Consider the following 14943-nt stretch of genomic DNA (forward strand, 5'->3'; position numbering starts at 1 on the left):
ATAAAACACTAAAACAACAGCCAAGTAAGGCAGATCACATAATTGTTAAACAAACCAGCTTTTAGCTATGGGAAAACATAACGGAGTCACTAAGACTATAGTTTCGTCGGTTTTGGTTTTATTGCTTGCACAAACAACGGGCTTTGCTCAGGTAATTGAGCAGGTAAAAAGCAGCTTTAACCAATACCGGCAGCGCAACATACAGGAAAAGATATATGTGCATACCGATAAAAGCGTGTACCTGCCGGGCGAAATTATTTGGTTTAAAATATATAGTGTTGATGCCTCTTTTCATCAGCTCTTGAACCTGAGCAAGGTAGTTTATGTTGACGTAATAGATAATGGCCATAACGGCATAATGCAAGCTAAAATAGCTGTGAATTATGGCACAGGCAGCGGCTCGTTATACATACCCGTATCGGTAAGTAATGGCAACTATACCTTGCGCGCATATACCAATTGGATGAAAAATTTTAATCCCGATTATTATTTTGAAAAAAACATCACCATTATAAATCCGTTGAAGTCGCCTGATGCTTCTGCCAAAGAAACGGCGCCAGTTTACGATGTGCAATTTTTCCCTGAAGGGGGCAGTCTTGTGGGCGGTTTAAACAGTAAGGTAGCCTTTAAAGTTGCTGCGCCCAATGGCAACGGACTTGCAATATACCGGGGGGCTGTAATTGACCAGCACAGCGATACGGTGGTACGCTTTGAGCCATTAAAGTTTGGTATTGGCAGTTTTACATTTACACCCGCGGCAAACAACAGCTACAAGGCTATTATTAAAACAAGCCAGGGTAATAAGATTATTAAAGAACTACCCGTGGTCAACAACCGGGGCTATGTAATGCAGCTAAAAGATAATGGAGCCAATTTAGATGTTACCGTAAACTGCAATAGCGGCGACAATCAGGTGTTTCTTTTTGCGCATACAAGGCAATTGGTTAAAGCTGCTTTAAGTTCTTCGCTTAATTCGGGTGTGGCTACATTTAGCATCGATAAAAGCAAACTGGGCGAAGGCATATCGCATATAACTATTTTTAATAGCGCCAGGCAGCCGGTGTGTGAGCGTCTTTATTTTAAGCGTCCTAAACAGTTACTGCAAATAGATGCGGCTGCCGACCAGTCTCAATACGCTACGCGAAAAAAAGTAAATATTAATGTGGGCACTAAAAGGGCAAACGGGGCTGCTGTGTTGGCTAATTTATCACTTTCGGTTTACCGGGTCGATTCGTTGCAGCAAATGGATGCTGATGATATATTTAACTATCTGTGGCTAAGATCGGACTTGAGGGGCAATATAGAATCGGCAGGTTATTACATCAAAAACCAAAACGCCGAAGCTGATGCCGCTATGGATAACCTGATGCTGTCGCAAGGCTGGCGCAGGTTCCAATGGAATAATATTCTAAATGGCGGGTCGTCGGCATTTAATTTTTTGCCGGAGTATAATGACCATCTGATAAGCGCGAAAATAACCAACACACTAACGGGCGCTCCGGCAAAGGATATAGTAGCATATTTGAGTGTGCCGGGCAAAAGGGTACAATTATATGCATCCAGGAGTGATTCATTGGGTCGCCTTGTGTTTAATACCAAGCAGTTATTTGGCCCCGGTGAGGTAGTTGCCCAAACCAATCCCGAAAAAGATTCAACCTACCGGATTGATGTTTTGAGCCCCTTTTCGGAGCAATACAGTAAACGTATCACGCCCCAATTAGCCTTGTCTGCCGATTTACAAAAGGCCTTAGAGCAGCACAGCCTGGGCATGCAGGTACAAAATATATATGCCCTTAATAAAATCAAACGGTTTTATGATCCGGGTGTAGATAGTGCCGGTTTTTTTGCGCAGCCTTATAAAACCTACCTGCTGGATAACTACACCCGATTTACCACAATGGAAGAAGTGTTGCGCGAGTATGTGAGAGAAGACAATATAGTGCGCTCCAAGGGTAGGTACCACATTAAAGTATTGAACGAAAAAGGTTTTTTAGACGGCGACCCTATTGTTTTACTGGATGATGTGCCGGTATTTAATATAGATAAGGTAATGGCAATTGACCCCTTGAAGGTAAGAAAGCTTGAAGTAATAAGGGACAGATACTTTTATGGCCCAACCGTTAATGAGGGCGTGTTTAGCTTTACCACGTACAAAGGCGACCTTGGCGGCGTTGAAATAGACCCACACGCAGTAGTTTTGGATTATGAAGGCTTGCAGTTAAAACGAGAGTTTTATTCGCCGGTTTATGATACCCAAAAAGCCGCCGATAGTCGGGTACCTGATTTCAGAAGCTTGTTGTTTTGGTCGCCAGATGTAAACACAAATGCTGCGGGCAAAGGCCTGGTATCGTTTTACACGTCGGATCAGAAGGGAAAATACGTCGTATCGGTGCAGGGAATTAGCGAAGAAGGCAACGCAGGCGCCCAGTATTTTAGTTTTGAAGTTAAATAAAAAAATAAATTTTAAGAAAATTATTAAAGAGATGGCCAACCCTATCGTTCTTTTTTTTCTTTGATATTGAGATAGTTATGACGGGTGCAAAGACCGAGGTTAACATTGAAAAACAGTTGAGGCCGCTAATAAAAGAGATTAAAGCAAGGTTTTTTAAAAAACCACTTGTGTAAACCAAAATGGTGCGTATATTTGCAGACCCAAACGGAGTGGTAGTTCAGCTGGTTAGAATGCCTGCCTGTCACGCAGGAGGTCGCGGGTTCGAGTCCCGTCCATTCCGCAAATTCAGTAATGAAAACAGTAAAAACCCCTCAGATGACATCATCTGAGGGGTTTTTCATTTTCAGGGCATACCAAATTATTCAGCTTTTTCCATTGGATATGTGAGTAATTCGGGAGTCATTTCAAGTCGGCTCAAAGAACTCCCGAATTTTAGCGCAAGCATTTGACATACAGCATGTTCATTCATTGAACATCTTGATTCCAAGTGATTAATTAATCAAATTTGTTTCACTTTTAATTAATCAAAAGTCATGAGAACTACAGTTTCTTTGCTTTTTTCCCTGAGAAAGCCCAAAAATTACAAAGCCGGGGAGATGCCAATCTATTTACGTATTACAGTTGATGGCCAACGAACCGAACTCGCTATTAGCAGAAAATGTGATCCTGCGAGATGGGATACGGCAAGCGGTAGAGCCACAGGATCAAAAGCCGATTCAAGAACATTAAATGCTTATCTCGATGATATTCAATTTAAGATTTTTGAACTTCATCGCAAAATGTCAGAAGCCGATGAGATACTCACAGTGGAAACGCTTAAAAATCGTTTTGTGGGTAAGGATGAAAAAGCGCGTACATTATTGACCGTGTTTACTGATCACAATCAAAAAATGAAAAGCCTCGTGGGACAGGAATTCGAGAAAAGCACGTTGCAACGTTATGAAACATGTTTAATGCACACCAAGAATTTTATGCAGTTGGAATATAATATTTCAGATATCCCGGTAACCAAGATCAATTTTGCTTTTTTAAACGATTTTGAATATTATATGCGAAGCGTACGTAAATGCGGTAACAACTCAGCAATCAAATACATTAAGAACCTTGGCAAGATAGTTCGGATTTGCTTAGGCAACGGTTGGCTGGCAGTAGACCCTTATGTGAACTATAAGCCTAAGCAAAAAGCCGTACACAGAGAAGTGTTGACTAAAGAGGAATTGAATCAATTAAGAAAAAAGAAATTCAGCGTCGAAAGGCTGAATGTAGTTAGAGACATGTTTGTATTCTGTTGCTATACTGGCCTCGCGTATGTTGATGTCCATAAACTAAAACGTTCTGAATTGGTTAATGGTGTCGATGGTAACTTATGGATCTATACCAGCAGACAAAAAACAGATACACTTTCAAGAATACCAGTCTTGCCGGTAGCTTTGTCGATAATTCAAGCATACAAAGATCACCCGCAATGCATTGTCAAAGATGCTTTGCTTCCCATAATGAGTAACCAGAAAATAAATGCTTATCTTAAAGAGATAGCAGATCTATGCAAAATTAAAAAGCCTTTGACCTTTCATATTGCACGACACACCTTTGCTACAACCGTGACGCTAAATAATGGGGTGCCTATTGAAAGCGTTGCAAAGATGATGGGGCATACCAGCATTAAGACTACACAAATCTATGCTAAAGTAATGGATCATAAGATTAGTTCTGATATGCAGCAGTTAAGAAAAAAGTTATCCGTCGGTTAACTCTTGCATCGACTATCGGGTTTTACATCTACTATAGCAAAGGCAAGCACGCTTTTCGGCCGCTTGCCTTTTTATTTTAAAATCAAGCTCAATTTACGGTAAAGTGGTAGGTCCCCGAGTCGGATGTATTGCCTTGACTATCTTTCGTTATAACTTTCCAGTAATAGGTTGTACCTGATTTTACGACAACACCATTTGAAAACTTGTTTGTGATGGAGCTTTTGTATGCTCCCGGATTGCTGGATGTGCCGAAATAAACATCATATGTAGCAATATCGTTGTCTGGGTCGCTTGAAGTCCAGGTCAGATTTATGGTTCCGGTTGTTGCGGATATTGCTTGACCAAAGGAAGGGGAAAGGTTGTCGGCGGGAAAAGGAGGATGGGAAGACGTTCCCGCGCCGGCATTGTAAAATTTCCAGGTGTCACTTTGCGCTGTAGCGGTTGAGTTGGTTGATTTAGATATAACAAACCACGAGTAAGGTGTATTACGAAGTAAGTTTATTGGTAAATGGTTGGCGGTAGTTGTTTGTGTACTGGTAACGCCTGTAATGAGATTTTTAATGTTAAGTTCATAACTATCAGTATTTGCCGAGCTATTCCATGTAAAGGTTATGCTGCTTTGCGTATCTGAAATTTGCGTTCCTGTTGTGCAAGCAGAGTTTTTATCCGGAAAGGTTAGCGTTGCCTTAACTGGATCAGGAACAACTTTGGTGTCTTTTTTTTTACTGCAGGCTGTGATCAGGATTATACCGGCAGTTGATAGGATGGCAATATATTTGTTCATTGTTTTACAACTTTTATCATTTTTTCAGTTTGACCTGTTAATAGTTTGAGCATATATGTTCCCTGTACAAGGTTGCCCGGATTTATAGATATGATACCAGATATATTGGAAAACTGCTGGCTGTAAACTTTGGTTCCCATGATGTTATATAACTGCAATGTTGCCTTAGCTAAATTGTCGGTTCCTACATTGATATTAAGCGTAGTATTAAACGGATTTGGAAAAACCGAAAAATCATCAGCAAAGGTGAATTTTTTTTCAAGCGAGCCCTGGCAAGGCTTATCAGAGGAGATAGCGATATCGTTACTTCCTTTGTTAAGCGCCAGCGTTATAATGTTTTGGGTGGTGGTAACGGTTGTACCGTTAAGTGTGATGTAATACGTGCTTGCTCCATCTAGCGTAAGGGTAATATTACTTGCATTTTTGTTTATCGCGGCATACATGGCGAGGTCCTTAGGTTCGGTTATCACTATATCGAAGCACTGCGAATAGGAACTTTGGCCGGCAACCTTAAAGCATAAATTGTAAGTTCCTGCTGCCAGATTACTAATGGTTGCAACATCGGTGAATGAATAGGCTTTGTTCATGTTGCCCCCGGTGAGCGTAACGGTGTAATTTAATTGTTGTGCGGCAGCTATTGTTATTGATCCGTTTGCCGAACCTCGGCAACTGGCGCTGTTGGCGGTGATGGTAAAATTATTTGCAGGCAACGTAAACACCCAGTTAAAGCCTGCAAGGGTAGCTGTGCCTCCCGTTGTTGTCACTGCCACTTTGCCCGAAGTTCCCTCGCCAACTATTGCCGTGATCATGGTTGGTGATACAACGTTGAACGAGGTTGCCGGCGTGCCGCCGAAACTTACATCGGTTACCGTTATAAAGTTTGTGCCTGTTATAGTTATTTCGGTGCCTGTTATTGTACTTGGTGGTGTAAAAGAAGTAATTGTTGGTGGTGATGGTATCGTAGTGAAACTAAGTATATCGCCAGATAAAGTCGTGCTTCCGCTTATACATTTTATTCTGAAATAATACGTTGTTCCTTGTATAAGGTTTGTTAAGTTACTTGTGAAACTCACGTTGCCGGTTGCAGGTAAAATAGGGCTTACCCCGGTTGTTAACGTCGCTGTTTTTGCCCCTGCCAGGGTTGGAGAAGTGCCATATTCAATGGTGACCGTAGTCCTTTGTCCCCCATCATTAACAACTCCGTTTAATGTTGCGGTGGTACCTCCAACAGCAGTGGCCGCTCGTGTTGTAGCAGATGCCGGGGTAGCGGCAACAAATACCCACAAGGCACCCTGAAAGTCTGTATTCATTACGGCTGTTTTGCCATCAGGTGTTATCGCCGTGAAAAAATTGTTGTCCGTGTTGTCGTTAGGGTTTACAAAGTCGTTGCCACCAAGGGTGGTTGCTGATTTCCATGTATTGCCGGTGCGTGTAAATACCCATAGCAGACTTTGGTTTGCATCAACCGTATATCCGGATGTTAATCCGGCCATAGTGGCTGTATTGCCATCTGCACTTAGAGCTACTGAACGCCCTTGATACACAATGCTGTAAAATCCTGTCCCTATTAATTCGGCCCCTTGCAGGTTCCATGTAGTACCCGTCCTCACAAAAATGTTTGCCCCGCCGGTTTCACCAACAATAGCTGTATTGCCGTCGGCGCTTAAGGCAACGCTTGAACCCTGACCGGTGCCAGCTTTTATAAGCTTAGTCCCTTGTTGCACCCAGTTATCTGCGGTTTTCGTAAATATCCATGCCGCACCTGTTGTGTTATTGTCATAAGTACCACCAACTATGGCAGTATTACCATCGGCGCTTATATTTACGGCATATCCCTGTTGGGATGCCCCCACACTACCGGTACCAACTAATTTGGTGCCTTGTTGTGTCCAAATACCATTGGTACGGGAAAATATCCAGGCAGCCCCCAAGTCATTGTCATCATTTGGGGCACCTTCAATAATAGTATTACCATCGGCGCTAATAGCTATCGACGATCCTTGCTGGGCTACGCCCGCATAGCCAGCGCCAGATAATCTTAAACCCTGTTGCTTCCAAACTCCGTTAACTTTTACGAATACCCATATTGCACCGTCAGATTGACTACTGTTAGCATTTAGAGAATATTGAGATGCCCCGATTGCGGCAGTATTGCCATCTGCACTCAACGCAACACTATTCCCTATTGCTGAATAAGGTATTGGGCCAGCCTGATCTAATCCGGTCAACCCAACTTTTTGTTCTGTCCAAATACCATTATTACGGGTAAAAAATACCGCTCCGTAAGAATTATTGAATGGCATAAGCGCAGCCAATATGGTGTTGCCGTCGGCACTTATAGCAACAGCCTTTCCAACTGAACCATTGGTGCTTGTGAGTTTTTTACCTTGCTGAACGGCGGGGTAGGGTGTAGTCGTCACTGTAAAATTACCTGAACTATTAGCAAGGCCAGCTGTAGTATTAACTGATAGCCCGCCTGTTTCAGCACCGGGCATTACCATACACTTTAATTCTGTACCTGTATTTGATACCACCAGTGCATTAACATTCCCTATTTTAACTGTCGGGTAATTTAAATTGGCGCCGTTGATAGTTACTACGGTTCCTATAGGCCCGGATGCCGGGCTGAATGACGTTATTGCGGGAGGGACCTTTGCAGCCCCTGTTGAAAAATTTATAGTAGTACTGCTACCGCCCGAAAGGTTATAAGCTGTAACGGTATAAGTGGTTTCAGGAGTTATCACTGTAGGCACGCCAGTTATTGCGCCGGTACCATCTATACTAAGCCCGGCAGGTAAATTGGGAGTAACACTATAACCGGTTGTTGTGATTTTACGGATTTTGTATGCATGGAGATCCGCCATATATATATTCCCGAGCGCATCTATTGAAATATCCTGCGGGTAATCAACCGCTATCGCATTGCCTATGCCATTTATTGAACCTTTTATGCTATTGCCCACCAATGTTGTTACCACACCCGTCGGGGTTACCCTGCGTATGGCGTTATTTGCCCCGTCGGCAATATACAAGTTACCAATACCATCTATCGCTATAGCATTAAGCCCGGAAAATTTTGCAGCAGCACCTGTTCCGTCGGCGTAACCGTTGGTACTGCCGGCCAGATCACTGACAATACCTGCAGAGCTTATTTTCCTGATTTTGAAATTATCCGCGTCTGAGACGTACAAGTTCCCCGATGGGTCGATGGCTACGCCGGTTGGGGAATAAAATGAAGGGGGTGTTGAAGAACCATATATTGATCCGTTTGCTGATCCATCTACAACATCGCCGGCATACCGGGATACTGCTCCGGTAGTGGTTACCCTTACTATTGAAGAGTTTCTTTCATTCGCAACAAACACAGTGCCGTCGGCGGCAACGGTTAGTCCGGCGCCCTTAACACCCCTGGCTAACGTGGTTACCACACCAGCCGGTGTTATCTTACGAATTAAACCATTGTCGCGACCATCAGAAACATATAAATTATTAGCAGCATCTACTGCTAAGCGGTACGGATAATTAAAACTTGCAGCCGTGCCGTCGCCGTCTGTATTTCCAATCTCCCCGCTGCCGGCAAAGGTGCTTACAATACCCGCCGGGGTAATTTTGCGAATAAGGTTATTATTTCCCTCGGTTACATAAACATTTCCAAGGGCATCGGCCACTGTACTTATAGGGAAATTGAAACTTGAAGTTGTGTCTGTTCCGTTTGCCAGGCCGGGTTGCCCGCTGCCCGCAAGGGTAGTTGCTTGCAGGTAAATATTGTTGGGAACCGCGCCACCGCTGTTTTTTACAATTATAGGTTTAATTGCCGTACCAACCGGGTAGCTTGTACTGGTACTATATGCTATTTTAGGCGGGTTGCTTATAACCAGGCCTTTAACAGCCGTACTACCATACTGATTGCTGACAACGATGCTGCCAGAGGTTGCGCCCGGAGGCACTTCTGCGGTAATGGTTGATGCCGAAACTACAGTGAATGAAGAAGCCGGGATACCTCCTATGGTTACTCCGGTAGCGCCAAGAACATTGATACCTGTTATAGTGATTTTTGTGCCTGACTTACATATATAAGGGGTAAAGGCCTGTATGCCGGGAGGCACTGGTGGAATAACTGTAGTTATTTTAATTGTGGTTGTTCCTGTGCCGTTAACATTAACTGCTTTTATGGTGTACGAGCCGTTAGTTATAGCGGTGGGCGTGCCAGATATGGTGCCGTTAGCCGTATTAAGGATTAGACCCGGAGGCATAGCGGGGGTGGATGTATAGCCCGTAATGACCATTTTCCTGACATTGGTGCTATCGCTTATTATCAGGTTGCCCTGTAGGTCGCACATAACGCCAACTGGCCTTTTAAAGCCTGCCTTTGTACCGGTATTGTCATAAGCAAGGCTTGTTCCGTTGCCTGCTAAAGTGGTTACAATGCCTGCCGGGGTGATCATCCTGACCAGGTAATTAGCAGCATCGGCCACATATATATTCCCGTTTCTGTCGGCTGCTACACCTGCGGGGCCATTAAAAGTTGCCGCATTACCTTTGCCATCTGCCATCCCGGCTGTGCCATTACCAACCAGCGTAGTTACCAGGCCGGCAGGAGTTATCTGTCTGATCATGTTGTTCCCCTTATCGGCAACGTAAATATTACCTGAGCCATCCATTGTTAACGCGGTAGGCGCGTTAAAGCTTGCGTTAATTCCTGTTCCATTTGCCGCTCCGGCTGTACCGCTTCCTGCAAATGTACTAACCAAACCTGCGGGGGTGATTTTCCTGATAAGGTTGTTTCCCTGCTCGGCTACATATAAGTTACCCTTTGTATCAAAAACCAAACCAGCAGGGCTGTTAAAGCTTGCCGCTGTACCAGTTCCGTTAACTGAGCCTTTTGAGCCACTCCCGGCAAAGGGTTCGGCATATGGATTGACTTGCGGAGTTATTTTTATTATTCTGTTATTTACCTGGTCGGCTACAAAGATATTGCCCGTTGGACTCACAGCCAGGCCGGCAGGATACATATCGAAGTTTACAGCGTTGTTTACGAAATTGGCATATATGCTTACCTGGTTGTTAAGATTTAATTTTTTTACTATAGATCCGTCTGAAACGTATATGTTACCAAGCGCATCAATTGTGCTTGATACCGGTGTGTAAAAGGCTGCCGTAGTGCCGTTCAAGTATTGATATGCCGGGGTGGTGACCTGCAAATACTCTTTAGACGGCACAGCTCCCCCGGCATTGGTTGGCGGTAACGGCGTAATTTTTTTGGTAATGTCATAAGTAGGGTTGGTTGGATAGGATATTTTAGGTGCGGTGGCTAATTGAAACCCAGCCAACGAGCCCGTGCCATAGCCATTTGTTACCGTAACATTGCCCGGCGTTGCGCCTGCCCCAACTGTTGCATAAACGGTTGTTGAAGATGCCCGGGCAAATGATGCCGCCGCAACGCCGCCAATAGAAACCGCAGTAACATTATCCAGGTTTACCCCGGTTATAATAATAGTTGTGCCTACGCCGGATGCCGAAGGCGCAAATGAGCTGACAACAGGAGGGGTAAGCGTTAAAAAACTTAATACCTCGCCGGTGTTTGCGCCGGTTGCGTTTGTTCCGTTTATACGGTAATAATAAGTTGTACCGGGTAATAACCCGGTAAGCTTGCTTGTAAAGGTTGAATTTCCCGAACCGGCGGCAATGGGTGTGGTACCTGTTGTTAATGCCGCAGCAATGCTTCCGGTCATATTTGCCGAAGTGCTGTATTCCATGTTTACAGCGGTTGAACCGCCATTATCATCAACCGTTCCGCTAATGGTGGCCGTTGTTGTTGTTATGTTTGAGGCAATACCTGTAGTTGGTACAGGAAATGATAAATTTGAGAATGCGCAAACGGTGCCTTTAATATTATTGTCGGCAATATCGCCTGTAAGCGCGTTGCTACCATCCGCACTAAGGGCCAGGCCAATCTGGCTAATGCCACCTGATCCGGGTAATTTGCCTACTTGGGTCCAGGAGGCGTTGATTCGGGTGTATACCCAGGCTGCCCCGGCCTCATTTTCACTTGGACTACTTTGTAGTAAAACAGTTCCGTCGGCGTTTGTTGCTACACAATAACCCTGGTGTAACCCATCAGACTGGGCTGAGATTATTCCTGAACTAACTAATTTAGCCTGCTGTGCCCATGTGTTTCCCGCGCGGGTATATACCCATGTGGCACCAGTGCCATTAGCATTTCCCGGACCGCCTACCACAATCATATTGCCATTTGCGGTGACGGCCACCGATGCCCCCTGAGACGACGGTCCGACATGATCGGCTGCGATTATCTTATTTCCCTGCTGTGTCCAATTGCCCGTTGTGCGGGCGAATATATAGGTGGCTCCCGTAGAGTTATCGTCACCGGGCGAACCTATAACAGCAGTTAACCCATCGGCACTCATTGAAATTGAATACCCAAAAGCAACCTTTGTGCCTGTGGAACCGGATGGAGTAATTTTACCTCCCTGCTGCGTCCATGTTGTGCCGGTTTTGCTGTAGCCCCATGCCGCACCCTGGTGATTAGCATCGGCAGCACTGCTTATCAAGACGTTCATGCCATCGGCACTTATGGATACGGTATAGCCCCGGCCAATTATATTGTCGAAGAAAATATCATTATTCGGAACAGCGTCGCTGCCGGTAAGTCTGTTGGTTTGCTGTGTCCAGATTCCGTTACTCCTTGAATATATCCAGGCACCTCTGTCTCCGCCCATGATCATCGTATTTCCGTCGGCGCTGAGCGCTACGCCCGATCCGATGTATGAATTGCCAGTATAATCCGACGGAACTATTTTATTGCCTTGCTGTACCCAAGTGGCGCCATTTCTTACAAATATCCAAACACCACCTATTTGATTATCATTAAAACCTCCAATGGCTGCGGTACTTCCATCGGCACTGAGCGATACCGCGTCGCCAAATTCGGCATAGTTGACCGCATCAGCCCCGGAAAGCTTACCGCCGATGGGATATTTTGGATATGCTGCCGCATTGACTTTGAATGTTCCCGGCCCTGTTGTGCTACCGCCCGATGTGGTAATAGCTACAGGGCCGGTTGTTGCTCCCGGCATCACCATTGCTACCAATTTTGATCCCGTGTTGGAAATGGGAATGGCGGCTACACCCCCGACAGTGACGGATGTGGAGCTATCTAAATTTGACCCGCTAATTGTTACCAACGTCCCAGCCCGTCCGCTTACAGGGCTAAAGGAAGTTATGATCGGAGCCGCAGCAAATACAGTGCATGCAACGAGAAATAATGTGCAGGTTAGTAGAAATCTTTTCAAGAGGGCTTAGGTTTAAATAAATTATTATTTATGGTTTTAAACCATAAATATATCAAAAAAACACGTTAATACAACTCTTCCTACATTTAGCATTTTAGACAAACAGCCATTTTAGGACATAAAAAAAAATGCGTCTGCTATCAGTCGGGCTTAACCAAGCTACGCCACTTTTCAGGAGTCTTGAACAGTATAGCGCATGTCGCCGTACAGATAAATTTAACCGATAAAAGCAGGAGACCCAATGTTTGTGAGTTTTTTGATAATCTGAGCGAATTCGTATGGTGATTGACTTCGGCGTGGTGGATCTTCACGATTGCGGCGAATGAGGGCATAATGTTTTCTCACAACAAAGGCAGGCTGTTAAGACTCGAGCAGGTTTCTGAGGCCAACGTATAATATCAAACTAGTACAAATGCAGGGGACATCAGCTCTTGTTCCTGTCTTGTAATGCCAATCTCGGCGGCTAGTGCCCGCCAGTTTTTCGTCCCCTCCTTCACTTCCGAGATAATTTTATCCATTTCAGCATTTTTAAGCTGAAAATATTGACCGACGCTTTTGACCAATTCAAGATCCAGATCATTATTGTCCATGTCGATGTTTAGTCCCAAACCAGATTTATCAGTAGATGGATTTAGATCATAAGCCGGTGATAGTATCCAGCCCTTACCATTTAAAATAAAACCGTGATTACGTAAATGATCATCTGTGTTGGAAATGGCCAGATTGAAAACAACTCTCCGCCAAAGTTGCCAGAGGTTTTCTTTGACATTAATTCCCGAGTACTGTATAAACTCAGCGATTTCTAAGTAGCTGGGTGTATGGTCCCGGATTAACTCTTCATGGTTGCCGGTCATGGTCATGGCTGAGGCAAAATGAATGCGCTCTAACTTTTGCCGATCAAACCTTTTGGTGAAAAATGTTCGATATTTTCCGTAAACCATTTCAAGCTTGCATTCAGCCATTTCAATATTACATTGAATCGCGAGCCTGTGAGCCAAGTATTCCCAGGCAGCTTTGTCGGTAGTGTCATTTTTGGATGGAAATTTTGCGATCCACAAATGACCAGCCCCATCCAGAATATTGGCCTTAGGTCTTGCGCCACCCAAAGATGACCCCGGAGCGATGAGCAAATCTAACCACTTTTTATTATCGCCGTCTGCATCCTCCTCGAAAACTTCAGCACTGTGCTGAAGTTCACGAATATGTGCCCATGGCGGTGTTGGTGAACTTTCGTCGTTATCCAAAAATGGACCATCAGGGTCAAGCTTAAACCTTAGTGCGCCCATCCGGGTAAAATCATGAACGCCTAATAAATAGTCGATTTCATATAAGCCAGGTGTCGCTTTGCTGTTCTCCCGTGCTTTTTGTACAGCGCGGCGCTGCATTAACTTTCTACCCCAGGTATCCGGCATAGAATCCGTGAAGACACCGAAATTTTCCTTTCCATTGGGAAATTGTCCACCACTGTACCATCCGATATCTGGGTCTAATAAAAACTGCTCACCTGACCCCATCCACTCCCGGTTATATTCAAAACTAAAAGACTTTCGACCTTTAGCTTGTTGAGCGGATAAGACACCGATGCACTTTGGGGCTTGCATGCCTAGCCAGTGGGCATATACCCAAATATCAGTTTTTCCTACTGCCATGACCAGAAGTTGTTAAAATCTCTAAATCCTGTAATTTCCTCCCAATCGGGTCGGCTGAAGCGATTTTTAAAATCTCATCCTGGAGGTTATAAACTCTTAGAACATTGAAATATGCACCTAACGAAACGCTCGGATTACCCCGCTCGACCTCCCTTAAAGTTCCGCGATCAATGCCTGCTCGCTCAGCGACCTGCAAACTCGTTAATTTTCTGCGCTTTCTGGCCAGCTTTAGATTTTCACCGAAAAGTTCTAACAGCTGTTGTTGTTTAGGAAACACGATGTGTTTTTTTAAAGCCATGATGGTGAATATTTTCATCAAAGTTAATAAAAAAGAAGAAAATATACATCATGAATAATATTTTGGAATGATAGCAAAGACAGTGAAAAGATTAGCCTTGACTAAATGGCACCGGATCGACTAAAGAAGAGTTTTTATAGTGGAGATGCGGTTAGAGACGTGTTTGTATTTTTGCGACACCTGGCTAACCTGGGACGGGACTCGAACCTCATTTGAAATTAGCTGGTTTTCAACCCTTTATATTCCTTCAAAAAAAAGACGCCACGAATGACGCTTTATCTAAAATTGATTGTCTATTTGTCAATGACATTTAAAAAATGAAAGCCCTCTTAATCAATCTAAAAACAACTGACATCTGCTACATTTCTTAACTCAAATGTAAGTATTTGCGGCGATATTTAATAATTCCATCAAACTGGTATTTCTATATTAGTTGTTCTAATTGCACGTTGGGTCGCTGTCTTTTTTCCGTCTTGCTTCTGGATTACAAATTTTAGTTTTAAAAATCATGCGGTGGTCATTTTATTCTGGGGAGGCTTGCGGCGGATAATCTGTTGCTTGAACATTGTCCATATGTCCTGAAATGCACAGCAACGAATTCGTATTGATCACTTATGTTTAAAAATACAAACTCCCACATGTAAATTGAACATCCGGGAGTTACAGGTTATAACTTAGCATGGCGTTTACCTATCA

Annotated in this window: 6 protein-coding genes and 1 tRNA gene; 3 read left to right on the forward strand and 4 right to left on the reverse strand. The window is 44.1% G+C overall.

Translation table 11 applies throughout. From position 1 onward, the window contains the following. The first annotated feature begins 67 nt into the window (after positions 1-67). From PQ469_RS29675 to PQ469_RS29685, 3 genes are all read left to right on the forward strand, one after another. On the forward strand, positions 68-2452 hold the full coding sequence (locus PQ469_RS29675; protein ID WP_274210886.1) for a hypothetical protein: 2385 nt from the start codon (positions 68-70) through the stop codon (positions 2450-2452). A gap of 206 nt (positions 2453-2658) precedes the next feature. Continuing rightward, positions 2659-2732, forward strand: a tRNA-Asp gene (locus PQ469_RS29680). A gap of 253 nt (positions 2733-2985) precedes the next feature. Continuing rightward, a complete protein-coding gene (locus PQ469_RS29685; protein WP_274210887.1) occupies positions 2986-4203 on the forward strand; it encodes a site-specific integrase in 1218 nt (405 codons plus the stop codon). 88 nt (positions 4204-4291) lie between these two features. Here the strand turns inward: PQ469_RS29685 and PQ469_RS29690 are convergent, their stop codons facing one another. The 4 genes from PQ469_RS29690 to PQ469_RS29705 form a co-directional block, all read right to left on the reverse strand. Beyond that, on the reverse strand, positions 4292-4987 hold the full coding sequence (locus tag PQ469_RS29690) for a hypothetical protein (RefSeq protein ID WP_274210888.1): 696 nt from the start codon (positions 4985-4987) through the stop codon (positions 4292-4294). After that, positions 4984-12300, reverse strand: coding sequence for an IPT/TIG domain-containing protein (locus tag PQ469_RS29695; RefSeq protein ID WP_274210889.1), 7317 nt, complete (start codon positions 12298-12300; stop codon positions 4984-4986). Before PQ469_RS29695 ends, PQ469_RS29690 begins: the two co-directional genes overlap by 4 nt. Before the next feature lie 398 nt (positions 12301-12698). Next, on the reverse strand, positions 12699-13949 hold the full coding sequence (locus PQ469_RS29700; protein WP_274210890.1) for a type II toxin-antitoxin system HipA family toxin: 1251 nt from the start codon (positions 13947-13949) through the stop codon (positions 12699-12701). Beyond that, on the reverse strand, positions 13930-14265 hold the full coding sequence (locus PQ469_RS29705) for a helix-turn-helix domain-containing protein (RefSeq protein ID WP_274210891.1): 336 nt from the start codon (positions 14263-14265) through the stop codon (positions 13930-13932). The genes PQ469_RS29700 and PQ469_RS29705 overlap by 20 nt, the downstream gene beginning before the upstream one ends. Positions 14266-14943: the final 678 nt, after the last annotated feature.

This window comes from Mucilaginibacter sp. KACC 22773, assembly GCF_028736215.1.
In the GTDB taxonomy this organism is placed as follows: Bacteria; Bacteroidota; Bacteroidia; order Sphingobacteriales; family Sphingobacteriaceae; genus Mucilaginibacter.

Bases quoted from the DNA above. Each gene is read 5' to 3' on its own strand.
- PQ469_RS29675 (WP_274210886.1), top strand. From the start codon at position 68: ATGGGAAAACATAACGGAGTCACTAAGACTATAGTTTCGTCGGTTTTG.
- PQ469_RS29685 (WP_274210887.1), top strand. From the start codon at position 2,986: ATGAGAACTACAGTTTCTTTGCTTTTTTCCCTGAGAAAGCCCAAAAAT.
- PQ469_RS29690 (WP_274210888.1), bottom strand. From the start codon at position 4,987: ATGAACAAATATATTGCCATCCTATCAACTGCCGGTATAATCCTGATC.
- PQ469_RS29700 (WP_274210890.1), bottom strand. From the start codon at position 13,949: ATGGCAGTAGGAAAAACTGATATTTGGGTATATGCCCACTGGCTAGGC.
- PQ469_RS29705 (WP_274210891.1), bottom strand. From the start codon at position 14,265: ATGAAAATATTCACCATCATGGCTTTAAAAAAACACATCGTGTTTCCT.